Genomic DNA, 26,973 nt, shown 5'->3' with positions numbered 1-26,973 from the left:
CCGGCACGGGCCCCGTTCACTGGACGGCGTCAGGAATCAGGTAAAAGAGCCTCTGAAGGATTTCACTATGGCCAAATGGACCGCGGACCGGCTGCCGAGCATGGCCGGCGTGACGGTGGTGATCACCGGTGCCGGCGGGGGGATCGGGCTGGTGACCGCTCGCGAACTCGCACGGGTCGGCGCCCACGTGGTGCTGGCCGTGCGCAACGTCGACAAGGCGCGCCAGGCAGTGACCGGTATGCATGGAGATTTCGATGTCCGGCGACTCGATGTCGCCGACCTAGACTCAGTACGTGCGTTTGCGACGTCGTATACCGGCGACATCGATGTTCTGATCAACAACGCCGGGGTGATGGACATCCCGGCGGCGCGGACCGCGCAGGGCCTGGACGTACAGACCGCGACGAACTATTTCGGGCCGTTCGTGCTCACCAACCTGCTGCTGCCCCGGCTGACCGACCGCGTGGTGACGGTCTCGAGCCAACTGCACCGATTCGGCAGGCTGGACCTCGACGACCTCAATTGGCGCACCCGCAAGTACAACGGGCTGGCCGTCTACGAGTCGTCCAAGCTCGCCGTTGTGCTGTTCTCGCTGGAATTGCAGCGCCGTTTGACCGCCTCGGGCAGCCGTGTCCGCTCGGTCATCGCTCACCCTGGCGTCGCGCGGACCGGACTGGTCACGCACTCGCCGCTGGGATTCGTCAACCGGCTCCCGTTCCTGGTCCAGGACGTCGAACACGGAGCGCTGCCACTCATGTACGCAGCCACGCAGGACGTCCCCGGCAACGCCTACGTCGGTCCGGACGGGTTGTTCAGTTTCACGGGCTACCCACTGATCCGCAAGCCCAGCCGGGCCGGCCTGGACCCGGCCGTCGCCAAGAGGCTCTGGCAGGCAACCGCCACTCTCACCGGAACTGGCCTCTGAAAAAACCAGGCACGTTTCCCCGGTGCGACTCCGGGTGTAGTTCCTCTCAAGGTTCGGCCTCACCGGCACCGAGCCGCGAGTTCACATGCGAGGTGTGATCCTCCTCCAAAGGAGCTACACCCAAGTGAGTTTGCTGCTGACTGCCGAACTCGGACAGGCGCCCTCGGGCGCCCGTCCGGGAGGTGTCATAGTTGGCGGAAGTAGACCGTGAGTGGCAGGGCTGTGCACCCGAGCGCCTCGTAGAGGGCTCGGGCCGGTGCGTGGAACTGGTCTCCTCCGGTGCCGATCTCGACGACCTCGGCACCGAGAGCCCGCATCTGTTCGAATGCGTGCTCGCAAAGCGTGGCGCCCACATGGTGCCGTCGATGCCGGTTCGAGACGGCGAGGATCGTGATCTCACCCTTTTTGCGGGCCGGAGCGACGCTCCACGCCACGTAACCTGCGATGGTGCCTTCTGCTTCGGCGATGGCGACGTAGGTGCGATGCGCGGGCGCGTGGAGCTCGGCGACCTGTTTGCGGTAGTCGTCGCGCCAGTTGCTGTGCTGAACAGCGAAGACGGCGTCGCCCATCAATGGGCGGAAGGAGTCCTCGTAGAACGGCCGGAACGTGTCGATGGTCAGGTCGGTGAGTGCTGAGAGGTCGTGCTGGGTGAACGCTCGGACACGCATGGAAGTGTGCCTCTCAGGCTGAGGGCTTGATACCCGGCGGAACAAGGGCATCGGTCGGCCCGCTCCCGACAACAGACTTGGCGGTGAGTCGGGCCCCTCAGTGACGTGTGCGCCAAGTGTCAAAGCACTCCATGGCTCGCATCGTAGCCCCGGCGCGTACTTCGTATGCTTCGATCACAGCCACTCGTTGATGGCTGCGATGAGGACGGTCGCCTCGTAGCGGACCGCCAGCTTGTCGTATCGCGTGGCAACGGCGCGGTGCCTCTTGAGGCGATTAATTCCGCACTCAACCGCGTGGCGCTCGCGATAGTCGGCGGAGTCGAACTTCGGCGGCCGACCGCCGCGGGAGCCGCGCTGCTTACGGTTACGTACCTGGTCAACTTTGTCCGGGATGGTGCAGCGGATGCCACGTCTGCGCAGGTAGGCGCGGTTCATGCGGGAGGCGTACGCTTTATCAGCGCGCACACGATTGGGGCGGACGCGTGGCCGGACCACCCCGATACGGGGCGCGCGAACTTTCTCCAGCACGGCCTCAAACTGCGGTGAGTCACCGCACTGCCCGGCCGTCACCACCATCGACAGGGGTTTCTGTCCCTGCTCGACGGCCAGGTGCAGCTTGGTGGTGAACCCTCCGCGCGAGCGTCCCAGTCCGTGGTCACGGGGCTCGGTGAAAACGCCGCCTGGCGGTTCCTTCTGAAGGTCTCCCCGCTTTCGGGCCCCGGCCGCATGCTGATGAGCACGGCACACGGTGGAGCCGACGCTTAGCTCCCACCTAATCGCACCCTTCGCACGGCCAGGGACTGAAGCTGGGTAAGTATCCGGTGCCAGGTGCCGTCTCGCTGCCATCGGCGGAACAAGTCGTAGATCCGGGCCCATGGCCCGTACTCGACCGGTACGTCCCTCCACGGAACACCGGTCCGCACCCGGAACCGTATGCCATCGATCAGCTGCCGCCGCGGCCAGACAGGCGGCCGCCCAGCCTTCGCCCCCTGCGGCAAGGGCGGCTCAAGCACTGCCCACTGCTCATCCGTCAGGTCTCCCCGCCTCATGAACCACGATCTTGCAAGACCAAGATCTATTTCGATACACGCCCTAGGTGCTCCACCGCATAAGTCCGTGGAGGATCTGGCATCGGCTCTGTGTGGGAGTCGGCGCTGCACAGGCTGCTGTTGCTCTTGGCGCCCGACGGCAGCGGATTTGGCGGGAGTGGGGTGCGACTGCCCGCAAGGGGGCTGACCAAGGCGAACGTCAGGCCCGCGGTCGGCCTTCCGTTGCCGGCCGCAGGGCATCCACCACAAGGTCCAGTAGCCGTCCCGTCAGCTCCGGGCTGTTGCTGGCCGTCGTGGACAGGAACACCCCGAGGAGCATCATCGTGACCTCGTCCGGCTCGACGTCCGCCCGCAGTGAGCCAGCCTGCGCCCCGGCGTCGAGAATCACCGCGATCGCCGCGGTAAGCCGTTCCCGGGTGGCCGGTGTTGCGATGGCGCCGGAGGCCCAGCCTGCGCGGAGGGTATCGGAGATGCCGCGTTTGGCCGCAAAGAACGCCGCATATCGGTCCATCCAAGCACGCAGCGCCGACTCGGGCGGGAGCGTGGAGAGCAGTGCGGGGGCGCTGGTGACGACGGCGTCGAGTTCGGCGGCGTAGATGGCCTCGACGAGCGCTTCGCGGGTGGGGAAGTGACGGTAGAGCGTGCCGATCCCGACGCCGGCCTCGCGGGCGATGGCATCGAGAGGGGCCTTGCCGCCGGTCGCGGTGAAGGCGTCGCGGGCGACGTCGAGCAGCCGCTCGCGGTTGCGCCGGGCGTCTGCGCGGGCCGGACGCCCGGCCGCCTTCGCTGATCCGTCGGAGACGGGCGAGTCTGACGCGGTCAAAACGGAGGCCCTCCGGTTAGTGCTACGGTTTTAGTAACGGAGTCTCTCCGCTTAGTTTTCATCGTCTCATGAGAGCGAGACTGCCATGACGTCCACCGCTCGATCTTCCCAGCTCACCGCCACCGGAGCGGCACGAGCCGGCGGGCTTGGTGTGCTCGCGGGCCGCACCGTTTCCCGCGTCGGCTACGGCGCCATGCAGCTACGGCGCCTGGATCGCGAGGCCGCGATCGCGCTGCTGCGCCGCGCCGTCGAGCTCGGTATCGATCACGTCGACACCGCCCACTTCTATGGCAACGGCTTCGTCAACGAGGTGATCGCCGCCGCGCTCCGCCCCGAGGACGACGTCCTGGTCGTCAGCAAGGTCGGCGCCGAACCCGCTCCGGGCGGTCCCATCCCGCTGCGCCTCGCCCAGCGGCCCGAACAGCTGCGGGCCGGCGTCGAGGACAACCTCAAGAGCCTCGGACTCGAACGGCTCCCCCTCGTCAACCTGCGGCGCGCCGACCACGGCCCCGGCCTGCGACCCGAAGGCGACCAGATCGTCGACCTCGACGATCAGCTCGCCGTCATGGCCGACCTGCGGGACGAGGGAAAGATCGGCGCCATCGGTCTCAGCAGTGTGCCCCTCGACGGACTGCGCCGCGCCCTCCCCATGGGCATCGCCTGCGTGCAGAACGCCTACAGCCTGGTGGCGCGCGACGACGAGGACATGCTGCGGCTCTGCCTCGCCGAGGACATCGCCTGGGTGCCGTACTTTCCGCTCGGCGGCGCCTACGCGGGCCTGCCGAAGGTCACCGACGAGCCCGCCGTCGCCACCGCCGCGCAGGCGCTGGGTGTCGCCCCCGCCCAGATCGGCCTGGCCTGGCTGCTCCAGCACACCTCGAACACGCTCCTCATCCCTGGCACCGCCGACCCTGAGCACCTGTGGGCGAACACCGACGCGGGCGCGATCAGCATCGATGAGGCGACTCTCGCCGCACTCGACGCCGTCCCCACGCGCTCCGGCGACATCGAACTCGGATAACTCTGGTTCGCCCGTACCACCACACAGGCAGGTCACCCATGACACTGAACGCCGCCGAACGGCACCGCACAGGCGAGGAGTTCGCCCAGAACCTCGCACTGACCGGGCTCGCACCCCACGATGTCGCCGCCGATCTGGCCTTCACGCCCGAGCAGCTGCGGCACACGCTCGACGTCGCCCCCGCATCCGACCCCGTCGACGTGTGGCAGCTGCGCGACTAATCTCCAGCAGGCCGTCCTGGACGCCGGGGGTACGCCCGTCCCTTACACAGTGCTCAACGACCGCTCTCGGCTCAAGGCGCGCCTCTGGTTCCGACTGCGCAGCGCCCCACGGCACGTCTTCGCGAGGGCATGAACCAGCCCACTCATTGCCCCTTTGACCCGTATCTCCGTGCCCCTGGATGCAGCGGCGGTAGAACTGGACGAGGCGGTGTGTGAGTACCTGACAAGGGTGGCCGGTTCGACAAAAGCGCAGGTGAGAGAAGTCATCTGGGCGCGAATCGTGCTTGCTGCCGCCGATGGCTTGAGTAATGGCGCCATCGCGCGGGAGCTGGCGGTCACCGTGAACACGGTCCGCAAGTGGCGTGGCCGGTTCGTACTCCACGGGCCGGACGGGCTCAAGGATGCCGGCCGCTCGGGACGTCCCAAGATCTACGGCCCCCAGGTGCGGGTGGCGATCGTGGCGGCGGCAATCAGCGCACCCCCGCACCCGGAGGCGACCTGGTCGCACCGCACGATCGCCGCCTAGGTCGCAGACACCGTCCACGCCGCCATCTCGGCCTCCCAAGTCGGCCGTATCCTGGCGGACTTGGACCTCAGCCGCACCGAGTCCGCGGCTGGCTCACCCGCCGCGACACCCCCGACTTCTGGGACCGCGTCGCGGATGTGTGCGACCTTTACCGCAACCCGCCCCGGGGTGCCGTGGTCCTGTCCATCGATGAGAAGACCGCGATCGCCGCCCGCTCCCGACGCCACCCAGGCCACCCCGCCCGGCCCGGCGAGCCCACCCGCCAGGAGTTCGAGTATCGCCGCCACGGCACGGTGTCCCTGATAGCCGCTCTGGACGTGTGCACCGGCGAGGTCCTCACCGAGGTCATCGCCCGAAACGACGCGGTGACCTTCACCGCCTTCCTCGACCAACTCGACGCGACTATTGCCCCAGGCCAAAACGTTCACGTGGTCCTAGACAACGGCTCCTCCCACACGGCCAAGCACACCAAGAAGTGGCTGGTCGCACACCCCCGCTGGACCGTGCACTGGACTCCGCCGCACGCCTCCTGGTTGAACCAGATCGAGCTGTGCTTCTCCGCCATGACCCGCCGAGTCCTGCGCCACGGCGACTTCTCCAGCCGCGACGACCTGATCGACAAACTGGAGACCTACGTTATCGGCCGCAACGAAACCGTGAAGCCATACAAGTGGACTTACGACGGCATCCCGCTCAAGGCCACCTGATCAGCACTAGCACCCCTGCACGGACTTGCGCAGAGCAGCACTAGCACTCCACCCGAAGATCACGATCTACAACCGGGCATTCGTGTCGCCGCGGTCGGGTCCCTCAGCGGAATGGCCGAATTCAGGTGTGCCGCGCTGCCGCCCGCACGCGACCAGCTGGTCCGTGCTCGGGAGACCGTCGAACGCCGGCGGGAGCGGCTGGCCGGGCTCATCGACCTGGTCTGGGTCGTCCCCGACTACTTCGACGGCGTCGCCAAGCCCTTTATGGGTGGATGGGGAGTGGCCCCGCTCGCCGTCGCCCCCGACGGCACCGTCCTGCCGTGCCCGGCCGCCGCCTCCGTGCCCGACCTCGACGCGCCCAACGTCCGGGACCGTTCGCTCGCCTGGATCTGGGACCACTCCGCGGCCTTCAACCGCTTCCGCGGCACCGGCTGGATGACCGGCCGCTGCGGCGGCTGTCTCCGCCGGGAGGAGGACTCTGCCGACTCGCGACCGCCCGGGCGACCCTGAGCTTCCCCGGTAGCGGGCAGCCACGCAACCCGTACAACGTGTGCCATCGCCATCGCCATCGCCATCGCTACCGTCGCGGACCAGGGCGTAATCCTGTCGGACCCGAAGTGGCGGAAAGCTCACAGGCGGCGATCATCTGTCGCGGGTTGCCGCCCCTTTGCCCCTTGCCGGGGCCTTGTCACCCGCACAGCATTTCCCGCCTCTGCGCAGTGAAGGGAGACGTTACGCTGGGCGTTGGAAGTCCGGTTCGCGGGCCTTTGGTTAGCTTCGGAAGTGAGGAGTGGCCCGCGAGGTGGCCGCAGCGGGCCGGCGTCTGTGGCGTGCGGGCATCGCCGACCACCGGGTTGTGTCAGCGTTGACAGCGGTTCCGGGCAGGCGGGAGGTGAGGGAGAGACGTGACCAGCCTGATCACGGAGACCGGGAATCTGCCGGTGGCCTTCACCACCTTCGTCGGCAGGCGGCCCGACCTCGCCAAGGTTCGCCGCATCCTCGCCTCGGCGCGGCTGTTGACGCTCACCGGGATGGGCGGCGTGGGCAAGACGCGGCTGGCTCTGGAGGTGGCCACCGCGTCCAGGAAGGCCTTCCCGGACGGGACGTGGCTGGTCGACCTGGCCTCGGTGCGGGACCCGTCGACGGTGGCGGCCGCGGCCGCCACCGCGGTGGGGGGTGCGGACCTGGGCACCCGGCCCACGCTCGACGAGCTCGTCAGGTATCTCGCCGGGCGCCGGGCGCTGATCGTGCTGGACAACTGCGAGCATCTGATCGATGCCTGTGCCGAACTGGCAAGCACGCTGCTGTCGGCCGCGGCTGATCTGCACATTCTGGCGACGAGCCGCCAGACGCTGGGCATCGCGGGAGAGCACGTCTTCACTGTTCCACCCCTGTCGGTGCCGGACGAAGCGGTCGAACTGCTGCGGGACCGGGTCACCGCCGTGCGGCCGGAGTTCCGGATCACCGACGTGAACTGGGCGGGGGTCTCTCGGCTCTGCGCCGCCCTGGACGGGCTGCCGCTGGCCATTGAGCTGGCCGCGTCCCGGCTGCGCACGCTCACCGTCGAACAGACACTGGGCCGGCTGGAGGACCGCTTCGCGCTGCTCACCGGCGGCAGCCGGACCGCCCGCCCCCGCCAGCGCACGCTGCGCGCACTGATCGACTGGAGTTACGAGCTGTGCACGCCGGCCGAGCGGCTGCTGTGGAACCGGCTGTCCGTCTTCGCCGGCGGCTTCGGACTGGATGCCGCCGAGGACGTCTGCGCGGGCGAGGGCATCGACCGGAAGGAGGTGCTGGATCTCCTGGACCGGCTGGTCGCCCAGTCCGTCGTCCTGACCACCGAGCACGAGGGCCTGCCCCGCTACCGGCTGCTGGAGACCATCCGCGAGTACGGCCGAGCCCGGCTCGCCGAGTCCGGCGAGGAGCAGCGACTGCTGCTGCGCCACCGTGATTTCTTCCTCGCCCTCGCAGAAGGGATCTGCGACGGCTGGTACGGCGCCGGCCAGGAGGAGGCCCTGGCCCGCCTCCGCGCCGACCACCCCAATCTGCTCGCGGCACTGGACTGCGACGGTGACCCGCAGGTCACGCTGGCGCTGGCCGCGGCACTGCGCTTCCACTGGTGTGTCGGCGGATTCCTCGGTGAGGGGCGCCGCAGACTCGGCCGGGCGCTCGCCGCCGCACCCGAACCCACCCCCGCCCGGGCCCGGGCGCTGTGGGTCGCGGCCTGGGTGGCGCTGCTCCAAGGCGATCACGCGGCGGCCGACCGGTGGCTGGCCGCCGCGGGAGAGCTGGGCGGGCAGCTGGACGATCCGGTGGTGGGCGCCAATGTCACGGTCCTCCGTGGCTCATCAGCGATGTGCCAGGGGCGGATGGTAGAAGCTCTGGCCCTGTTCGAGCGCGCGGTCGCAGTTGACTCGACGGCCGATGACGGAGCCGTGGCGGTCTTCGTGCTGTTCCAGCTGGCCCTTACCCGGACCCACCTCGGGGACCCGCGTGCGGCGGAGACCGGCAGGCGAGCGATCGCTCTGGCGGAGGCGCACGGGGAGCGGTGGGGCCGTGCGCACGCGCTCTGGGCGCTGGGCTATGGCGCCTGGGTGCGCGGTGACCGGGAGGAGAGTATGGAGCTGATCCGGGCCGGGCTCGAGATCGAGCGGGGGTTCAACGACTGTCTCGGGACCGTGCTGATGCTGGAGCTGTTCGCCTGGCTCACCGCAACCGACGGGGGGTACGAGCGGGCGGGACGGCTGCTGGGGGCGGTGCGTGGCCTGTGGCGGGACATCGGCAACAGCATTACCGCGTTCGGCCCGCTGATGGCCGAGGACCACACGCGTTGTGAGGAGTCGGTCGTCTACGCCCTGGGCCCGGTGGCGTATGAGAGGGCGCTCGCGGACGGCGGCGGCCACAACAGCCCCGGCCTGGCCATCGACTACGCCCTGAGCACCGGCACCGAACCGGCTGCCCCGAGCCCGCTGACCCGCCGTGAGCGGGAGGTGGCCGCGCTGGTGGCCGAGGGAATGACCAATCGGCGGATCGCCGCCGAGTTGACGCTCTCCCCGCGCACGGTCGACAGTCACATCGAGAACATCCTGGCCAAGCTCGGCTTCGGCTCCCGTACCCGGATCGCGGCCTGGTGGACGGCGAACCAGCCACCCACCCCGTAAAACTCCGTAGAACCACCGATGGCCAGGGGCGGGTCCTCGCACTGATCCTTCTCGGCATGACGCCACACCGAAGCCGACCCGGCGCGCTTGCGACGGGTCGGTCCACATCAGCGTCCCGTGGCGCAAGGACAACAGGATCCGGGCAGCCGGGTCCTCTCGAAGAAGCCTTTCTGTCCGACAGCTGTTCAGCCCCGGACGTCGGCGTCGGCCACTGTCCAGGAGCGGACCGTCCTGATCCGCCTGGGCACATGCCTCGGTCGTAGGTGCGCTTCCCTCGCCTCGCCTTCCCGGGGGGCGTCCCGCCGCTGCGCCCAAGCCGTCGCACCGGACGTCCGCGTACCCCCTTCGAAGGGAAGATCATGCGAAGAACGAACGTGGCCAAGGCGGTGCTTGCCGCTGCCCGCGCCGTGGCCGGGCCGAGTCGTGGCCCAGCTGCTCTGGCCGCTCCGCGCGCCTCCCGTCTGGCCCGCGCGAGTGTGTCGCTGCGGCGGCGGATATCCGTCGGCGCCGTGGGCGTCCTGTCCCTCGCGATCGCCGCCGGTGTGCTGACCACCGCCGCTCCGGCGCAGGCCGAGATCACCAGCGGCCTGCTGCTGCGCTACAAGCTGGACGAGACGTCCGGCACGGTCGCGCACGACGCCTCCGGTCACGGACGCGACGGCACGGTCAACGGCACCGCCGACTGGAAGGGCGACGAGGGTCTGGCGTTCAACGGTTCGAACACCTACGTCAAGATGCCCAACAACATCATGGCCGGACTCAGCTCGATCACCATCGCCTTCGATGTGTGGATCGACCCGACCATGGGCAAGCCCTACTTCTTCTACGGGCTCGGCAACACCAGCGGCAGCAACGGCAACGGTTATCTGTTCACCACCGGCAACACCTTCCGGACGTCGGTCTCGATGACCGACTACACCGCCAAGCAGGACACCCAGCCGTCGGGCGCGGCGTACCAGCTGGCGCGCGGCATGTGGAAGCACGTCACGTACACCCAGACCGGCAACACCGGGATCCTGTACGAGAACGGCGTGGAGAAGGCCCGCAAGACCAACGTGACGATCGCCCCCGGCGCGATCGGCGGCGGAACGACCACCGCGGACTACATCGGCCGCTCGCTGTACGCCAACGACCTGTACTTCAAGGGCCGGATGCGGGACTTCCGCGTCTACAACCGGGCCCTGTCCGCCTCCGAGACCCGCGCCATCGCCACCGGGACCGAAGGGCAGTGGGAGCAACTGCAGGCCCTCGCCTCCTACAACGGCGCGCTCGTGGCCTTCGACGACCCCACCATCGGCCCCGTCGTCATCTTCCCGTCGGACTACACCGGCGACATCGAACACCTCCAGACCCCGCCGGACTGGGCCGACGAGTTCGGGCAGGTTCCTACCGACTGGCCGACCCCGACCACCGCGAAGAGTCCGCTGTTCACCCTCGATCAGATCACCGATCTCCAGGACGCGGTCACCGCGCAGATACAGCCCGACGGCGACAGCACCACCTACCAACTGAACGTCTTCTACGACGGGATACGTGACCGGGTGGTGGCACAGACAGACGCACCGGCCTCGGTCACCGATTCCCTGGCCAGCCAGTACGCGGGCAAGCTCGTGATCGAGGGATACACCTTCGACCACCCGGCCCCCGGCAAGTGCGCTCCGGAGGAGCGGACCGCGGGCACGGTACTGTCGCCCGCCGCCGCGCCGGCGGCGGGTTTCCAGGACGCCGCGACGAAACTGCAGTGGCAGCAGGTCCAGGCCCTCGCCGACCACAACTGCGCGCTTGCCGCGTTCGACGACCCCACCATCGGCCCCGTCGTCATCTTCCCCTCGGACTACACCGGCGACATCAACGACCTGCAGAAGCCGCCGGGCTGGACCTCGGAGTACGGGGACGTCCCGGCCGAGTGGCCCACGCCCACCACCGCGAAGAGCCCCCAGTTCACGCTCGACCAGGTCACCGACCTCCAGGACGCGGCCGTCCGGCAGATATCGGCGGACGGCGACACCACCGCCTACAGCCTGTCCGTCCGCTACGACGGGATGCGCGACCGGGTGGTGGTGACGACCGACGCCCCGGCATCGGTCACGGATCCGCTGCTGTCCGCCTACCCGAACCGGGTTGTGATCGAAACGGCCCCCGAACCCACTCCGGCTGACACGGCCAACTCCGAGGCTCTCGTCGAATAGCCGACCATCACGCACCCTTCGCGCCGTCATCGGCGTGAGCCAGAAAGGACGAGCGATGAGAGTTCCCCTCCCCAGGGCATCTCGCGGAAGACCGAACCGCCGCCGCAGCGGTCTCCTGCGGAAGAGACTTCTTGTGCCGATGCTCGCGGCTGCCATGCTGGCGGGCCTGATCGTCTCCCTCACAACGCCACAGCGTGCCTCGGCGGCGGTGGGGGACTTCCGGCCCGCGACCTACAACATGCAGGGCGGCGGTGGTGCGGGCGGCAGCAAGTGGACGACCGATGTCACGCAACTGATGAACGCCGGCTACAACGTGATCGCGCTGCAGGAGGCCGGCCCCCGGCCACCGGCGAGCGCAGGCAATCCGATATCGACCTCCGGCTACATGGGAGGCAACCAGCAGTGGGCGGGTTGGCGCGTACAACGGTACTCATGGGACCCGTGGCCGAACCGCATCAATATGCCCTGGACCATCTTCTGGGTGCGTACCGACTTCGGTGCCAACCGGGTGAATCTCGCCATTCTGACCAACCAGCCGGCCTCCTCGGTGTTGATCGCCCGGCCCGCGTTCTGGGGCAGCAACGGGCTTCCGACCTCCCGGCCCGCCCTCGGTATCCGACTGGGCAACACGCTCTTCTTCACCGTGCACGCGCTGGCGAACGGGGGCACCGATGGCCGCCAGCTGGTGCAGAACATCTCCGCGGTAGCGGGAAACCGCATGTGGGCCGCGATGGGCGACTGGAACCGCCAGCCGGGCGACCTCACGCTTCAACGCGGCCAGCACAAATACACGTCCCAAAGTCCCACCCATATGGGCGGGAACGGAACCAACCGTGAACTGGACTACATGGTGTCCAACGAGCGCATTGCCGGATACGGCGGCATCACCCGCGGCTTCGGCTCCGACCACATGGCCGTGGGGTTCCGCCATCTGGCCGCGAATGCCGGCGTCCAACTGCTCAACGCCCACGACGGCAACCGCGTCCTTGAGGTGGAGTCGCAGAACAGCATCTCCTCCGGTTCGAGCATCGTGTCGCTCGGCACAAGGCCAGGACCGTACGGCCACTTCAAGTTCGTCCGGGCCAATGATGGCAACTACACCATCAGAGTCACGAAGATGGCTCCAGGCAGCATCGAACAGTGCTTGGACGCCATCGACACACGGCTTCTCCGTTACAGCTGCGACGGCACCACCTCGCAGCGCTTCGACGTCCAGTACTGGGATGACACGGGGCAACTCAGACTCAAGCCGCTCAATCGGACGACATGTCTCGGAGATGACACCGACTTCGGGTGGGGAAGCGAGATCGTCACCACCATGAACTGCAACAAGGGCGAGGCCCGGTTCAACTTCCGATTCGACAACGACCCAGGACCGAACGCCCCACTCGTGGTGTTCTAGACACCGAGACCCGCCGGGCAGGCGCGCCTGCCCGGCGAGGGGCTGTGCGATGCGGATGCCCCCGGGTGATGCGCGACGGACGAGCTCATGACTGCCGGCGCCCCTGAGCGCACCCAGTCAATCGGACGTGTTTTCCGCGGAGGGCGCGGTGCCGGTGCCGTTCGCGCGCTGATGGGTGACGATGCCGGGCAGTTGCTCGTAGATCGCGTCGATCAGGTCGCAGACGCGCTCGGCGATCGGGCGGCCGAGACGGGTGAGTTCGTAGTCGACCCGCCTGGCGACCGTGGGGTGCGGTGTCCGCGCGACGAGGCCGTCGTCCTCCAGTCGCTGGAGGGTCTGCCACAGCATCCGGTCGGAGACCCCGGAAACGTTGCGACGCACCTCGGCGAACCGCAGAGGGCCTTCGACCAGGGCGGCGAGGGTCAGGGCGCCCCAACGGCCCGTCGCGTGCTCCAGTACTTCCCGGGACGTGCACTGCGGATCGAACACGCTCATCCCGGCGACGCGCGCGGTCCCTCGACTCATGCGCCCATGTTAAACGGATGATGTGCTTATTTCGAGTAAGTGCTGTACTTTCGTAAGCATGAGCCGCTGGGGCTCCTGAAGGGAGACGTTGTCCGATGAAATTCCTCCTCCTTGGCGCCACCGGCGCCACCGGCGCCCTGTTCGCGGAGCGGGCCACCGCGGCCGGACACGAGGTGGTCGCCTTCGTCCGCGATGCCTCCAGGATCACATCGACCGACCGGCTGACCGTGGTCGAGGGGGACGTTCGCGATGCCCCCGCGCTAGCCGAGGCGATGCGCGGCACCGACGCGGTGGTCAGCACGTTGGGGCTCGGCAGGGTCAAGGACCCGGGAAACCTGATCGCCGACAGCACGCGCGCGCTGGTCCGGGCCGCTGAGGACAGCGGAACCAAGCGCCTGCTGATCATGTCGGCGTTCGGTGTCGGCGACTCCCTGGCCAAAGCCTCCGCGTTCGCCCGGTTCCTCTACAACTCGGGCGGCAAGGCCACCTTCGCCGACAAGGAGGCAGGCGAGCGGATCCTCACCGCCTCCGGCCTGGAGTGGACGCTGGCCTATCCGGTGCTGCTGACCAACAAGCCCGCCACGGGCGACGTCCGCGCCGTCGACCTGACCGCGCTCGACCGCCTGCCCGGCCTGCCCAGGATCTCCCGAGCCGATGTCGCCGCCTTCCTGTTGGATGCCGCCGTCGAGGGCTCGTGGTCCCGGCGCACCGCGGTACTCACCACCGGCCGCTGACCACCTCGCCACACGCAGCGCACCGATCACACATCACATGGAGATCGACCCCGCGACCAAGCCCGAGGTGTATTGCCCTGTGAGGTTGGGGACGCGGCTGGCGGGTGGTTGGCCCTTCAGCGCGGTGTGTCCGCGGTGGTGATTGTAGGAGTGCAGCCATTGAGGGAACGCGTCGCGTCGTTCCTGTGACGAGGAGAAGTGGCGCTGGTTCTCCGAGGCCCCGGGCATCCCGGTGTCCGCCGACAAGGTGAAGGAACTGACCGACACCGCCGTCCGACGCTCCGCGGGCGACGCCCGCGCGAGCCTCGCCCAGGACTGAACCAGGAAGCGCGGTCAGGGACTGCGGCGCAAGGCTGACATGCGACTGGGCGTCAGCGTGGTGGGAGTTCGACAACGGCGATAGCGACGGCTTCGCCAGACCATGGCCGACTACGCCAGGTCCGGCATCCAGACCGCACTCGTCTCCTCCGCCTGCCGGGCAGGCCCAGTGGGCCCGGTGGATCGAGGCCGGCTGACGGAGCCGGTTCGAGTGCAAGGCCGCAGCCCAGCACGGAACCCTCACGGCACTGACCTCGACGTGAACCGAGCCGTCCGTGCCTGCCCTCGGCATGATGCATACGCAGGGAGAGAAATGTCCGATCAGCAGCCCCACAGGAAACCGCGGCCCGCGAACCCTGACGGACGCTCCGAGCGGTTGGCGACGCACAACACCCGCTACCGAGTCGCGCAATGGGCAACGGGCAACGTCGGGACGCGAGCACTGCGATGCGTCATCGAGCACCCGCAGTACGACCTGGTCGGCGTGCATGTGCACTCCGACGCCAAGGTCGGCCGCGACGCCGGTGAGCTGTGCGGCACAGGGCCGACCGGTGTCCGTGCCACCGGGAACACAGAGGACATCCTTGCCGCCGAACCGGACTGTGTGCTCTACATGCCGGCGCCCGAAGGCGTCAGGATCGACGAGATACGCCGGCTTCTCGAGTCGGGTGCCAACATCGTCACGACCGTCACCGCGTCCGAATTCACCCCCGACGTGCGGCAGCGGGTCGAGGCAGCGTGCCGGCGGGGCGGCACGTCGCTCTACGCCACGGGTTCGAGCCCGGGGTGGATCACCGAGGTCTTTCCGCTCGCGGTGACCGCTCTCCAGCGCCGGCTCGATCGCCTGACGATCGAGGAGTTCGCCGACATGTCGACGCGCGACTCGCCGGAGATGCTCGCCCGGATGTTCGGCGGCGATCCCGCGGCGATGGACCTCACGCACATGATCGGCCGCCTCGAGGACGACTTCGGTACCTCGCTGTGCCAACTCGCCGACGGGCTCTCAGCACCCCTTGACGACATCACCGCCACAGGGTCGGTCGCCGTTGCGGCGAAGACGGTGAGGGTCGGCGCGGCAGCTGTGGAGGCCGGCACGGTCGCCGCGTGGCGGTTCGAGGTCACAGGGCTGCGCGACGGCAGGCCGTTCCTGGTGATCAGGCCCACCTGGTACGTGACCAGGAACCTCGAACCGGCCTGGGAGGTGCGCGACACCGGCTGGCACGTCCTCGTTGAGGGCGACGCCCCGCTCGACATCGACATCCGCGTCGCCGGCGAGAACTACTCCACCGTCTCACCCGGCTACACGGCCCACATCGTCGTCAACGCCGTACCCGTGGTCTGCGAGGCGCCGCCCGGCATCCGGACCACCCTCGATCTGCCGAGAATGGCCCCGGACCTGGGCTGACAGTGGTTCGGATGATGGCGTCCCAGGTCCCATGCGCGGGGGCCCGGGACGGTCGACGTGAGGCGATCGAGCCGTCTGTGCCATCAAAGGTGTGACCTCATCCAGTTGCCAGCACAGGGCGTTATCAGGCCGAGTGGCTGCTTCGCCTGCCTCGCATGCCGGCCGCGCCTGACCGGAGGAGGGTCAGGGGCGGATACGGACGGTCACGTTGACGATCGTGTCGCCGGCCAACGCCACCACGCCGCAACGACAGTTGACCAAAAATCACTGTGTGGCCCCCTACGCCACCGGGGTGTTCTTGACAGGGCAGTCGCCCCATAGGCAGGCTCAAGTGACCTTCTTGCGCAGCTCGTTTCACACGTGACGATGGCGGTGTTCAGTGTCCGACCTGCTTGCAGCGGGGTGTCGCGTTCTCCTCTTCTTACGAACACCGTCCCGGCGCGCGGTCGCAGCGCGGAGCGGCAGGTGACCGGGGTCTCATCGCCCTGGCGGGCTCTCCCGCACGTGGTCGTACGCAGCGCCGGCCTCCCCTCGTCCTGGCTCGACAGCCTGCAATCCGGTGCGGCAGTGTCCGCACTACGGGAAGGCGACGCCGGCACCGCACAGGCCGCCTATGAAGCAGAGGTAGTGGAGACTTCCACAGCCGTCATAGGGTGGTTCCAGGAGGAGTCCGCGCTGCGCGACGCCGTACAGTTCGCGAATCCCTCGCTCTGGCGCCTGTTGTCGGAATGGCTGGACCGGCGGGCTGCCACAACAGACGGCTGGCGCAGCGCGGACCGGCAACGGATCGACACCCTGACCCGTATGTTCCAGCGGTACTGCGCGAAGAACGAGACAACCAGTCACGTCGGACCCATCACTCCAGCTCTTCTGTCCCGCAGCAGTCAAGGAGTCAACTGCAAGCCTGGTCTGCCGCTCAGACAGGTCCGGCTTTCCCACTGGGCAGCGGAGCGGCTGCAGGAGTCCTTCCTCGCAGACACAGCGGTCCCGCACTCCTGGTGGCGGCCCCGCATCACCCCCGGCTGCCACCTCGCTGGAAACGATGTGAGCATCGTCAGGTACAACTTCGCCCAACGCCACGAGCGCCTGCCCGATGCCGTGACGGATGTGACTGAGCGCCGCCTCACCGCAACCGAGACGCGGATACTGCGCTGGTGCAACGGCAGCCGGTCAGTGGCCGAGATTCTCGAACGGGACGCGGCCGCAAACGGCGCGCCCCTGTCCGAGGCTCAAGCTGTGACGGCACTGCGTTCGCTGGAGGTTCTTGGCGCGGTGGTGACCGGCCCGGAATTCCCCTACGGCATTCACGACGCGCTGCCACTGCTGCGCAGTCGCGCGGCCGAGTCCGCCGACCACAAAGCGGAGCAGCATCTCAACGCGCTGGATGCCGCGCTGGAGGATCTGGCTTCGGCAGCCGACGAGCACCACCGAGCCACCGCGATCGCCGCGGTCGAGACGGCGTTCACCGCGGCGACGGGTGAGGCCCCGCGTCGGGCCGCAGGGGTCACGTACGGCGATCGCACCGTCTACAACGAGGACTGCGGCAGCGAGTACGGCTCCATGCTGATCGGCGAGCCTCTGCCCGGCCTGATGGAACATGAACTCGCCTTCGTCTATGACCTCTTCCTGGTCCTGCCCCGTGTCCGGCTGCATGAGACGCGCCGGGTGATGCACCGCTGGTTCCAGCATGTCTTCGGAGCGGGCGCGACGGTCACGGTGCATGACTTCGTCACCGCCTGCCTGCGGCACGACGCGGCGCTGTCCGCTGGATTCGATGAAGTGGAGGCCGTGGTCTCCGCCAGGTCCACCGCGTTGACGGCTCTCCTCGCACCTGGAGAGCAGACCGGACGTGTCCATCACCTTTCCGCCGAGGCGATCTCCGCGGCACTTGCCCTTACGGACGAGCCCTCACCTGCCGTGTGCAATCCCGACCTGATGCTCGCCGCGGACGACGCGGAAGCGGTGGCCCGTGGGGACTTCCTGGCGGTGATAGGGGATCTGCACGCCGCCGAGGAGGGTCTGTCGCACAGCCTGTTCGCTCCGTGGATGGAAAAGGCATCGCCCGATCAGGCACTCGGTGAACAGGTCGCCGCAGCCTACAGGGCCATCCTGGAGCCGGGCGAAGACCTCGCCGACGTCACCCACCGGCACCGGAGCAAGCACTATGCGCGCACCGGCCTTCCCTGCCTCGACGTTGAGGCGGCCGACCGCTCACCGCTGTCGGCGCACGCGCGGATACGGTTGCACGAACTGATGATCAGCGATGCGCCACGGGGATTGCGGCTGCACCTGCCCGGTAGCGATCGCGGTCTGCGGCTCACCTCACCACCCCTGTACTGGCAAGGGGTACGCGCCCGCAATCCGTTCGCCGTGTTCTCCTTCCCCCAGCGGGTCGACGGCTTGCCCGTACCCCTCGGGGACCGTCCCTGCCTACCGCGCCTGGTACACGGGCGAGTGGTTCTGCAGCGCGCGATGTGGGCTCTGCCGGCCACCGCGTTCCACGGCCGCACCTGGTTCGCGGGCTTCCAGGGCGTTCAGGACCTGCGGACCAGGCATCAGCTTCCCCGGCATGTGTTCGTGAAGTTCCCCCAGGAAGTGAAGCCGATCTACTGCGACCTCGACAGCCCGCTGCTGGTCCGCCAGGTTTCCCACCTCGCGAAGGCGGCAGGGAGCCGTTCCCTCATCGTGTCCGAGATGATCCCCGCCCCGGATGAGCTGTGGCTCGAGAGCAGCCGGGGCAGAGTCACGTCGGAGTTCAGATACGCCGTCTTCAGCGGCGGCACCGAGCGCCCGCCGCTCGACAGCTCCACCGGTTCGGAACGAAGGGCGCGGTGAGGCGTCGATGCGGAATCTGATCGTCGATGTCACACCGCTGAAGGCCGAAGCGTCCTTCAGGCGGCTCTGGGTGGGCGGTGCGCTGTCGTCACTGGGCAGCAGGATGACAACGTTCGCCGTCGTGCTGCAGGTGTACCAGATCACCGGCTCGTCCGCGGCAGTGGGTGCGGTGGGGCTGGCGACCCTCGTGCCGACTCTCGTCATGGGCCTGATCGGCGGCTCCCTGGCCGACGCCGTGGACCGCCGGAAACTGGTCCTGGTGACCGGCAGCAGCATGGCCGTGGTCTCCTTGCTCTTCGCCGCCCAGGCTCTCGCGGGCAACGAGAACGTGTGGCCGCTGTACGTTCTCACCACCGTGCAATCGCTGCTGTTCGCGGTCGATGGACCGGCCCGCCGTACGTTCGTGCCCCGGCTGTTGCCGAAGGACCTGCTGCCAGCCGGCCTCACCCTGCAGATGCTGGCTTTTCACGCGAGTGTCCTCCTGGGCCCGAGCCTGGGCGGCGTCCTGGCCGCGGCCGGCGGGGTGAAGATCTGCTACATCATCGATGCGCTGACCTTCTTCGCCGCGCTGTACGGAGTGTTCCGGCTCCCGCCCATGCGTGTGGAGGGGACGTCCTCTCCACCGGGCATCAGATCGATCTGGGAAGGGCTGCGCTACGTCGGCCACAACAAGATCGTGGCAGGCGCGATGCTCTCCGACCTCAGCGCCACGGTCCTGGCGATGCCCTTTGCGATCCTCCCGGCCCTCAACGACGCCCGCTTCGGAGGATCACCCACCACCCTCGGCCTGCTCAACGCAGCCCCAGCCGTCGGCGGAGTCCTCGCCATGACCCTTTCCGGCCCCGTCGGCGGCGCCACACGCAAAGGCACCTGGCTGCTGGGCGCCGGCGCGGTATGGGGTACAGCCCTTGCCTGCCTCGGACTGACCGGGCACCTGTGGCTCGCGCTCACTCTGCTCATCGTTGCGGGAGCGGCCGACTCCACAGCCGTCGTGCTGCGCGGATCCATCGTGCAGATGAGCATTCCCGACGAGTTCCGAGGCCGCACCACCTCCGTCGACTTCGTCGTCGGCTCCGGCGGCCCGCACCTGGGCAACTTCCGGGGCGGGATGGTCGCCTCGGCCACCACCCCGTCGGTCAGCCTCCTCACCGGCGGACTCTCGTCCATCGCCGCCATCGCACTCATCGCGCTCTGCTTCCCCGCGCTCCGGCGCTACGGAACGAGTGCTGACCCCGCACCCGGGTCCGACCCCGATCCCGGTCAGCCCAGCAATGGAGAGAACGTGTCCGTCGGCGACCCCAAGTGACCACGGCCGCCCGGCGAACCGAACAGGCAACAGCCCAAGACGACTCGTTGGGGGTGCTCATCCATGATGAACGCGCGTGCATGCACACCGAGTTCGTACCGGACCGGGTGACCGACATGGTGAACCTGGTGGTCGGCAATGACTTCGACGAGGTGCTGCGGACCCGCCCGGCATCGGGCTGGTGGAATCAGCGCGTGGTGTGGTTCGCGCAGGACGACGACATCGTCGTCCTGCCGACCGCACCGGAAGAATCCTTCCTTCGCTATGTCACCGCCATGACGGGCACACGGCGATCGTCCTTGCACATCGTGGTACCGCCCACGGGCAGTGGTGGCTCCGAAACCCTGTCGGGGACGACCCTGACCGACGGGCGTCTGCTCGCCGAAATCCGCTCGGCCCTCGCCGGTCGCCCCATCACGGGCATCCTGCCCCTGTGGCCCGGTGCCTCCGTCGCTCGACTGGCCACTGCCCTCGGGGTTCCCGCGGCGCTCCCCGGCCACGCCTTCGTGGAGCAGGGCGGTGGCGCCCTGCTGAACAGCAAGACAGCGTTCAGGGCCATCGCCGCCGGCGCGGGCGCGGGCCTGCCGCAGGGACGAGTGTGCGCCGATCAGGGGGACGCCGTCGAGGCCGTATGGGAACTCGTCGGTTCCGGCCACGTCGCCATCCTGAAGAAGGACTACATGTCAGGAGGCGCCGGCAACGAGATCGTGTCCGCGGTGCCCGGCCTGACGCCCGTCGGAGCGAAGAGGGCCGTCGTCGCCGCTGACCACGATGCTGTTCGGCGCTATCTGAAGGACCGCTGGAACTGGCTCACCGACGACGACCGGCATCTCTTTGTCGTGGAACGGTTTTTTCCCGACAGCGTGGCGTGCTTCGCGGAATTCCTGATCACGGATGACGTCATCGCGTTCGGTGGCCACGGCGAGATGCTGTCAGAGCCGGTGACCACGAAGCAGATCATCCCACCGGCCCATGTACCACCGGACGTACTGGAGGAACTCGCCCGCCAAGGTCGGCAACTGTGCGAACCCCTTCAGCGCATGGGCTACCGCGGCAGGCTCAGTGCCGATGCGATCGTCACCCCCGACGGGGAGCTGCTCTTCACCGAGTACAACGGGCGCATCACAGGCTCGACGCACGTGTACAGCGTCTTCGGTGACGAGATCGTCGGCAGCAACTACACGAAGGACCGGGTCCTGTTCGAGGGCTTCTGGCCCAAGGGCTGGTCGGTCCCCTCGTTCGACGCGGCGATCGAACGGCTCCACGACGCGGGACTCGCATACGATCCGGACACCCGGACCGGTGTCATCATCAGCAGCGCCTTCGACCGGCGCGACGACACACTGCTGCACTGCGTTGTGGCCGAGAGCCTCCCGACCGCGCACGAAGTAGAAGAACGCCTCGCTCGGCTCTTCACCGCTTGACCAAGCGTGATCGTGCGGCCGCCCGGCGACGGCCGCACGATCACGACCAGCGCACAGGCAACCGGTGTACTCCGTAGAAACCGTTGTCCCGCCCCAAGGGCACCTGCTCAGGCGACACGGCAAGACGCAAGGACGGGAAACGCTGGAACAGGGCGGGGAACGCTATCCGCATTTCGGCGCGCGCGAGGTTCTGCCCGATGCACTGGTGCACCCCGTGGCCGAATGCGAGGTGACCACCCTGGCGTCGCCCGATGTCGAGCAGATCAGGGCCCGCGAACCGCTGAGGATCGCGGTTCGCCGCCGGGAGCGACACCGTCACGGCCTCACCCGCCCGTACCACCTCTCCCGCCAAGGGCACGTCCTCCAACGGGGTGCGCGGCACGCCGAAGTGGAAGATCGTCAGGTAACGGAGCAGTTCTTCCACCGCGGTATCGGCAAGACCGGGTTCGGCGGTCAACCTCGCCAGCTGGTCGGGGTGGCTCAGCAGGGCGAACACTCCCAGTCCCAGGGAGTTGGCGGTCGTCTCGTGTCCCGCAGACAGCAGCAGGGCAGCCACCCCCGCGATTTCGGCGGTGGTCAGCTCACCGTCGGTGGCCAGGGTACTGACCAGGTCTTCCCCCGGCCGCCGTCGCTTGGACGCTGTCAGGTCGGTGAGAAACGCCTCCAGATCCGCCATGGCGCGTACGGCCTGCTCCGCAGTCGCCTCCAGGCTGAACAGCGTGGCACTGTCGCGCTGAAAGGTGGTTCGCTCCGTGTAGGGCACGCCCAGCAATTCACAGATCACCAGCGACGGCACCGGCAGCGCGAACGACTCCACCAGGTCAGCCGGATCGCCTGCTTCACCCATGGCGGTCAGACGGTCGCTGACGATCGCTTCGATCCTCGGCCGCAGGGACCGCATCCGGTGTGCGGTGAACGCCTTGGCCAGCTGCCGCCGGATCCTGGTGTGCTCCGGTGCGTCCATGTCGACCAGCCATCCGGGCAACGCGGGCGCACGGTAGAACGGTTCTATGCCCGGGCGCACGGTCGGAGCCCGTTTCAACTGCGAGCGCGCACTGAACCGTGGATCCGACAACACCTGCCGGGCCATGTGGTAGCCGGTGACCAGCCACCCCAGATGGCCATCCGGGTAGCGCAACCTGGTCAGAGGGGAGGTGGCCCGCAGCTGTGCCAGTTCGGGTGGTGGGTCGAAGGGCGTGATCCGCTCAACAGGCAGCGAGGGCACCCGGGAAGAGGTCACGCGCCCACCTCTCCGCGCAGGAAGGCGCCGAGCCGGGCCACGCCGGCGGTGATGTCCTCGGCGTCCAGATAGCTGCAGGACAACCGCAGGACGCAGTCGCCGCCGGAGCCGAGGTGGAAGGCGGCCATCGGTGTCCACAGCACACCGTACTGGGCTGCGGAGAGCGCGAGCAGTTCGTCGTCGACCCGGATGGGCAGCCGCATCCGGACGAAGAAGCCGCCCGCCGGGCGGTTCCACTTGACGTCCCGCGACAGCCCCTGATCCCGCAACCCGTCCAGCTCGTCCAGCAAGTGGGCGAGGTTGCGCCGGTACAGCCCGGAACGCGCCCGGCACACGGCGGCCAGGGATCCGCCGTGCTCCAGCAGCATCCCTGCGACGACCGCCTGTGACAGCGGTGAGGTGTTCACCGTCACCATCGTCTTCAGCCGGGCCAGCTCATCCGCCAGCAGCGTGGTGCGGGCACCCTCGCAGCGCACCTTCTGGTCCGCCACGACATATCCCACCCGCGCCCCGGGGAAGCACACCTTGGCGAAGGTTCCGAGGTGGACCACCCGGCAGCCGCGATCCATGGCCTTGAGGCACGGCAGTTCTTCGTTTTCAGCGGCGGTGAATCCGTAGACGCTGTCCTCCACCACGAGGAAGTCCTCCGCCTCGGCCAACTCCAAGAGCTCTCTGCGGTGGGCCAGATCCATGTGGTTCCCGCCGGGATTGGAGAAGTCCGGTGCCACATAGAACGCCCGAATCCGGCGCCCGGAGCGGCGGGCCGCCCGGCAGGCCGCGCGCAGGGCCTCCAGATCCGGGCCGTGCTCCTTCTCGGCAACCGGAACGACCCCCACCCCCAGCAGTCGGGCCGTGCCGGTCATCCCCACATAACAGGGGTCCGCCACGGCGAGCAGGTCGTCGTCGCAGCGGATCAGGGCGCGCAGAACCAGCAACATCGCTTCCTGCGCACCGACAGTGATCACCACCGCCTCCGGCGAGGCGTGCACCTGCCGGTCGCGTCGAAGCAGATCGGCGACCAGGCCGTTGACCAGGCCGCGGCTCGGCCCGTATTCGTACAGCAGCCGACGCGCACCGGACGGCGTGTGGCCCCACTCGGCGCCCGCATGCTCGAGGAACCTGTGCATGAAGCGTTCCACGTCGAGGTCGGCATACGTGTCGGGGTGCGGAGCACCCGGAGCGAAGGAGATCGCGTCCGGGTACCGGCGCATGACCTCATTGAGGAACTCCACGGAACCCAGCAGCGGATCGCTCAGGGAGGAGTGCAGGTGGGAGCGGTCCAGCGCGGCGAGCGGCCGGGGCGGCTCCGGTACACCGCGCGCTGTGGCCCGGTTCTGCGCGGGCGTGGTCATGCCCCGGCCCACCGGCTTTCCACCCGGGCAATGACATCGGCGCTGTAGATGCGTTGGGCCTGTACCACCGCGAATTCGGCGAGGTAGGAGCGCAGGTGGCTCCACGGCTCCTCGGCCAGCGCCAGCATGGCGCGGTTGGCCGCCACCGCCGGGCCGGCCAGGTCGGCCACCGCCCGCTCCACGGCGTCGTGGAGTTCGCCGGCCGGCACCACCTCGTCGCATACCAGCTCCGCTCCCGGTTCGCCCGCACGCAGCCGGCGCCCCGACAGCAGCACCTGCCGTGCCATCCGGGCGCCGGTCAGCCGGGTGAGCCGAAGGTTGCCCAGACCGGGAACGATGCCCTCGTCTGCCGCGGGCAGGCTGAAGAACGCCCCGTCCTCGGCTATGACGCGGTCCACCACGAGCAGCAGTTGCATACCGCCGCCGATCGCGAAGGTGTCGACAGCGGCCACCCAGGGTTTGTGCACCGCTGCGGGCACCCGCCAACCGGACTCCGTGGGCAGCAGGCCGTGCGCGAGCTTGTTGACGTATCCCAGCTCACGGCCGAGCAGGAAGTCCAGATAGGAGATCGCGCCGTTGCGCAGGTCCTTCAGATTGATTCCCGCGCTGAAGACCCGCCGTCCGGCATACCGAGGGTGGTCGACCCCTCCTCCACGCAGCACACCGACCCGCACTCGGTCGTCCAGCAGCACCACGTCCACCGCCGACTCCAGGTCCGCGATGAGCTGGTTGTCCTCGGCGTTCAGGCAGTGGCTGTTGCGGAAGGTCACATGCGCGGCGGGGCCGCGGCGCTCCACGTGCACGGAGTTGAGTTCCAGCCGGTCGGTGCGGCGGAAATCCTCCAGCAGGGCCTGGGACCCAGGTGCCGTGTGCAGCATGGTCTCCATCAGGTGCGTGCCCGCGACAGCGCAGCGCAGCAGGGCGCCGAAGAAGACACCGAGATCGATCTCGTGGCCTTCCTTCTGGGCCTGCACACGGTCGCGATCCTCGGCGAGCCTCGCCTCGGCCGGCACGAGCCCGGGGAATCGCGCCTGGGCTTCCCGTACAAGAGGGTTCAGCCGAAGCCGCCGCGCGCGGCCTTCGGTCAGTACCTCGTACACCTGCTCCGCGTGCCGGGCCAGAAAGCTGTGCCGGGCCGTCCTACAGGCATCGCGGAGAGCGTCGGCCTGTGCCTCCTGCGCCGCGTCCCGCTCGGGCCGGGGCGGCAGCAGGGTCAACCGACGCTCTGCCCGCTCCGCGTAGCGCCGCAGCGCCTCGGCGTCCGTGGCGAGCTGCCCTCGCGGCACCGGAGGCGATGGAAGCGCGTGGGTGTCCGGGAGCATGGCGGAGCTCATGCGCCAGTCTCCTCGCCGCCGCCGACTGCGGCCAAGCGGCGCAGTTCCCGGTCGCAGGCAGCCAGATGGGCGCCCAGCGCGTCCTGGTACTCCGCGGACGGGGCCTCCAGCAGCAGTTGTCGACGCACCGCGAGCTCACGGTCGGATATCCGGCCCATCAGCACCACAGCCGTGTGAGCGGCCTCCGGCAGGTCATCACTGAGTTGGTCGACGAGGCCGAGTTCGTGTGCCCGGACGCCGTCAAGATCGTCTCCCCACAGCACGATCTGCCGGGCACGCCCGGTGCCGAGCTGCTGAGCAAGCCGGTACACGGCCATGCCCGGCCAGAAGTGCCCGTCGTTCACGGGCAGCATCAGCAGCAGGTCGGGAGAGGCTATCCGGAAGTCGCTGGCCAGCAGCAGGTCCAAGGCCGGGCCGCCGCATACCCCGGCCGCGGTCGTCACGATCATCGCAGGAAGCCGCTCCAGCCGGCGCACTGCCCGTTCCCAACGGTTCACTTCCTGCACGCCGACGCCGCTTGGCCAGGATCTCCGGTCGGCCGGGACCGGCAGTAACCGAATCCCCAACACCGAGCGGTCCGTGAGTTCCTCAAGGCGATCGCACACCGCGTCGAGCTCCGCCGTCAGTCGGGAAAGGGGCCTTGTGCCGTCCACGTTCAGACTCAGTTCCAGCCCCTCGTGGGCCCGATCCCGCTCACCGCTGCTTCGCACCGTCACACCTCTCTCCCGGCCCGTCACCACCGTGCCAGGGCCATTTCGATGGTCGAGCCGGGACCCATCGTCATCAGAATCCCGAAGTCCCCGGAGGCAGCCGCCTTCTCGTCAGCGAGCCGTTGACAGGAGAAGAGAAAGGATCCGCTGGACAGGTTGCCGTGGTCACGCAGCACACCCGTGGTGTGCCGGACGTCGTGTCGGCTCAGGCCGAGGTTGACCCGGACGGAGTCCACGACCTTCTTTCCGCCTGCGTGCACCACCCAGTGAGCGAGTTCGGAGCGGCGCACCCCGGTACCCGTCAGCAGTCTTTCCATGAGCTCTTCGGCATGGGCCCCCACGACGTATGGCACCTGCGGGTCGAGGGCGAAACTGAACTTGTGCTGCTCGTCGTCCCAGTCGTAGCGCATCGCGTCCACTGCCTCGGGAACGGTGCGGCTGGCGAAGGCCAGCAGTTCTGGGCCCGCGGCCGGCGGCTGAGTGCCGCCGGCCGTCACCGCGACGGCGGCGGCGCCGTCACCGAAGAGGCTGTTGACCACGGAGGTACGCCGCGTACCGTCGATGACGTACGCTGCCGAGCACACCTCGATGCACACCATGACCGCCAGTTCGCCGGCGTGGCATCGTGACCATCCCGCCACCGACGCCAGTGCGTTCAGCCCTGCGTTGCATCCCATTCCGACCACGTCCAGGCGGTAGCAGCTGGGACTGATCCCCATGTCCTTGAGCAGCAGGGCGGAGAATCCGGGGGTGAGAAACCCGGTGGACGTGACGCAGCACAGGTGCCGCACGTCCGTCACATCGGCTCCGGCTTCCGCAAGACAGGCGAGCACGGCCTCCCTGCCCAGCCGCAGCCCTTCTGTCAGGTGCTTGGCCAGTAACTCCCCTTGGGACTCCACCGCACGGGACCGGTCCGGCAGTTGAGGCGGCAGGGTCAGCCCGCGCCGCCGGATCGTACTGTTGAGGAAGATCGCCCGGGTCGCGGGATCGGTGATCCCGAATGTCTCAAGGAGTTCGTCCTGAGTGTAGGAGACCGAGGGCAGGGCGGTCCCGATGCCGATGAGTCGAGCCGGAGCGAGCACGCGGTCTCCTTCTGTG

The 26,973-nt window shown here is 68.4% G+C and carries 24 protein-coding genes; 14 read left to right on the top strand and 10 right to left on the bottom strand.

The annotated features are described in order from the left end of the window. Positions 1 to 67: 67 nt before the first annotated feature. Positions 68 to 925: an SDR family NAD(P)-dependent oxidoreductase gene (locus ACFPIH_RS29415; RefSeq protein WP_381178762.1), complete on the top strand. Its 858-nt coding sequence runs from the start codon at positions 68 to 70 to the stop codon at positions 923 to 925. A gap of 185 nt (positions 926 to 1,110) precedes the next feature. Here ACFPIH_RS29415 and ACFPIH_RS29410 read toward each other — a convergent pair whose 3' ends face one another. From ACFPIH_RS29410 to ACFPIH_RS29400, 3 genes are all read right to left on the bottom strand, one after another. After that, a complete protein-coding gene (locus ACFPIH_RS29410; RefSeq protein WP_381178765.1) occupies positions 1,111 to 1,593 on the bottom strand; it encodes a GNAT family N-acetyltransferase in 483 nt (160 codons plus the stop codon). A 174-nt stretch (positions 1,594 to 1,767) separates the two neighbouring features. Then, positions 1,768 to 2,642, bottom strand: a protein-coding gene (locus ACFPIH_RS29405) for an IS5 family transposase (RefSeq protein ID WP_381178768.1) whose coding sequence is annotated in 2 segments (ribosomal slippage) — positions 1,768 to 2,384 and positions 2,384 to 2,642 — 876 coding nt in all. Because the reading frame shifts where the segments join, the coding sequence is not laid out codon by codon here. A 199-nt stretch (positions 2,643 to 2,841) separates the two neighbouring features. Further along, positions 2,842 to 3,465: a TetR/AcrR family transcriptional regulator gene (locus tag ACFPIH_RS29400; RefSeq protein WP_381178771.1), complete on the bottom strand. Its 624-nt coding sequence runs from the start codon at positions 3,463 to 3,465 to the stop codon at positions 2,842 to 2,844. An 85-nt stretch (positions 3,466 to 3,550) separates the two neighbouring features. Here ACFPIH_RS29400 and ACFPIH_RS29395 point away from each other — a divergent pair, with 85 nt between their 5' ends. From ACFPIH_RS29395 to ACFPIH_RS29360, 8 genes are all read left to right on the top strand, one after another. Continuing rightward, positions 3,551 to 4,486 (top strand): aldo/keto reductase, encoded by a 936-nt coding sequence (locus tag ACFPIH_RS29395; protein WP_381178774.1) that lies wholly within the window; start codon positions 3,551 to 3,553, stop codon positions 4,484 to 4,486. A 38-nt stretch (positions 4,487 to 4,524) separates the two neighbouring features. Next, complete coding sequence (locus ACFPIH_RS29390) at positions 4,525 to 4,707, top strand: DUF2316 family protein (protein WP_381178777.1); 183 nt, start codon at positions 4,525 to 4,527, stop codon at positions 4,705 to 4,707. Between the two features lie 169 nt (positions 4,708 to 4,876). After that, a complete protein-coding gene (locus ACFPIH_RS29385; protein WP_385877808.1) occupies positions 4,877 to 5,233 on the top strand; it encodes a helix-turn-helix domain-containing protein in 357 nt (118 codons plus the stop codon). Continuing rightward, positions 5,206 to 5,940, top strand: a complete 735-nt coding sequence (locus ACFPIH_RS29380; RefSeq protein ID WP_381178941.1) for an IS630 family transposase — start codon at positions 5,206 to 5,208, stop codon at positions 5,938 to 5,940. The genes ACFPIH_RS29385 and ACFPIH_RS29380 overlap by 28 nt, the downstream gene beginning before the upstream one ends. A 111-nt stretch (positions 5,941 to 6,051) precedes the next feature. Beyond that, positions 6,052 to 6,450 (top strand): SPASM domain-containing protein, encoded by a 399-nt coding sequence (locus tag ACFPIH_RS29375; RefSeq protein WP_381178783.1) that lies wholly within the window; start codon positions 6,052 to 6,054, stop codon positions 6,448 to 6,450. Between the two features lie 395 nt (positions 6,451 to 6,845). Further along, on the top strand, positions 6,846 to 9,101 hold the full coding sequence (locus ACFPIH_RS29370; RefSeq protein WP_381178786.1) for a LuxR C-terminal-related transcriptional regulator: 2,256 nt from the start codon (positions 6,846 to 6,848) through the stop codon (positions 9,099 to 9,101). A 359-nt stretch (positions 9,102 to 9,460) separates the two neighbouring features. Further along, positions 9,461 to 11,290: a LamG domain-containing protein gene (locus ACFPIH_RS29365; protein ID WP_381178789.1), complete on the top strand. Its 1,830-nt coding sequence runs from the start codon at positions 9,461 to 9,463 to the stop codon at positions 11,288 to 11,290. A 133-nt stretch (positions 11,291 to 11,423) separates the two neighbouring features. Next, positions 11,424 to 12,692 (top strand): exonuclease/endonuclease/phosphatase family protein, encoded by a 1,269-nt coding sequence (locus tag ACFPIH_RS29360; protein ID WP_381178792.1) that lies wholly within the window; start codon positions 11,424 to 11,426, stop codon positions 12,690 to 12,692. Positions 12,693 to 12,809: 117 nt separating this feature from the next. Here ACFPIH_RS29360 and ACFPIH_RS29355 read toward each other — a convergent pair whose 3' ends face one another. Further along, entirely contained in the window at positions 12,810 to 13,217 is a 408-nt protein-coding gene (locus tag ACFPIH_RS29355) for a winged helix-turn-helix transcriptional regulator (RefSeq protein WP_381178795.1), read from the bottom strand. A gap of 95 nt (positions 13,218 to 13,312) precedes the next feature. On the opposite strand from ACFPIH_RS29355, the gene ACFPIH_RS29350 reads away from it, so the two are divergent. After that, entirely contained in the window at positions 13,313 to 13,951 is a 639-nt protein-coding gene (locus ACFPIH_RS29350) for an NAD(P)-dependent oxidoreductase (RefSeq protein WP_381178798.1), read from the top strand. A 33-nt stretch (positions 13,952 to 13,984) separates the two neighbouring features. On the opposite strand, the gene ACFPIH_RS29345 is transcribed toward ACFPIH_RS29350, so the two are convergent. Then, on the bottom strand, positions 13,985 to 14,218 hold the full coding sequence (locus tag ACFPIH_RS29345; RefSeq protein WP_381178801.1) for an integrase core domain-containing protein: 234 nt from the start codon (positions 14,216 to 14,218) through the stop codon (positions 13,985 to 13,987). Positions 14,219 to 14,645: 427 nt separating this feature from the next. Here ACFPIH_RS29345 and ACFPIH_RS29340 point away from each other — a divergent pair, with 427 nt between their 5' ends. From ACFPIH_RS29340 to ACFPIH_RS29325, 4 genes are all read left to right on the top strand, one after another. Next, a complete protein-coding gene (locus ACFPIH_RS29340; RefSeq protein ID WP_381178804.1) occupies positions 14,646 to 15,674 on the top strand; it encodes an NAD(P)H-dependent amine dehydrogenase family protein in 1,029 nt (342 codons plus the stop codon). Between the two features lie 504 nt (positions 15,675 to 16,178). Beyond that, a complete protein-coding gene (locus ACFPIH_RS29335; protein ID WP_381178807.1) occupies positions 16,179 to 18,509 on the top strand; it encodes a lantibiotic dehydratase in 2,331 nt (776 codons plus the stop codon). Between the two features lie 7 nt (positions 18,510 to 18,516). Continuing rightward, a complete protein-coding gene (locus ACFPIH_RS29330) occupies positions 18,517 to 19,815 on the top strand; it encodes an MFS transporter (protein ID WP_381178810.1) in 1,299 nt (432 codons plus the stop codon). A gap of 80 nt (positions 19,816 to 19,895) precedes the next feature. Then, entirely contained in the window at positions 19,896 to 21,239 is a 1,344-nt protein-coding gene (locus ACFPIH_RS29325) for a preATP grasp domain-containing protein (protein ID WP_381178813.1), read from the top strand. 40 nt (positions 21,240 to 21,279) lie between these two features. Here ACFPIH_RS29325 and ACFPIH_RS29320 read toward each other — a convergent pair whose 3' ends face one another. The 5 genes from ACFPIH_RS29320 to dpgA form a co-directional block, all read right to left on the bottom strand. Beyond that, positions 21,280 to 22,464: a cytochrome P450 gene (locus ACFPIH_RS29320; RefSeq protein ID WP_381178816.1), complete on the bottom strand. Its 1,185-nt coding sequence runs from the start codon at positions 22,462 to 22,464 to the stop codon at positions 21,280 to 21,282. A gap of 11 nt (positions 22,465 to 22,475) precedes the next feature. Next, positions 22,476 to 23,831 carry an aminotransferase-like domain-containing protein gene (locus tag ACFPIH_RS29315; protein ID WP_381178819.1) on the bottom strand — a complete coding sequence of 452 codons (1,356 nt, stop codon included), beginning with the start codon at positions 23,829 to 23,831 and terminating at the stop codon, positions 22,476 to 22,478. Then, complete coding sequence (gene dpgC, locus ACFPIH_RS29310) at positions 23,828 to 25,165, bottom strand: (3,5-dihydroxyphenyl)acetyl-CoA 1,2-dioxygenase DpgC (protein WP_381178822.1); 1,338 nt, start codon at positions 25,163 to 25,165, stop codon at positions 23,828 to 23,830. The genes ACFPIH_RS29315 and dpgC overlap by 4 nt, the downstream gene beginning before the upstream one ends. Beyond that, positions 25,162 to 25,818 carry an enoyl-CoA-hydratase DpgB gene (gene dpgB, locus ACFPIH_RS29305; protein WP_385877806.1) on the bottom strand — a complete coding sequence of 219 codons (657 nt, stop codon included), beginning with the start codon at positions 25,816 to 25,818 and terminating at the stop codon, positions 25,162 to 25,164. The genes dpgC and dpgB overlap by 4 nt, the downstream gene beginning before the upstream one ends. Before the next feature lie 80 nt (positions 25,819 to 25,898). Next, entirely contained in the window at positions 25,899 to 26,957 is a 1,059-nt protein-coding gene (gene dpgA, locus ACFPIH_RS29300; RefSeq protein ID WP_381178829.1) for a 3,5-dihydroxyphenylacetyl-CoA synthase DpgA, read from the bottom strand. Positions 26,958 to 26,973 lie beyond the last annotated feature (16 nt).

The sequence above is a fragment of the Streptomyces vulcanius genome, assembly GCF_042653945.1.
Taxonomy (GTDB): domain Bacteria; phylum Actinomycetota; class Actinomycetes; order Streptomycetales; family Streptomycetaceae; genus Streptomyces; species Streptomyces mangrovi.
The sequence above is the reverse complement of the archived record's forward strand: the minus strand, read 5'-3'. Positions and strand labels throughout refer to the sequence as shown.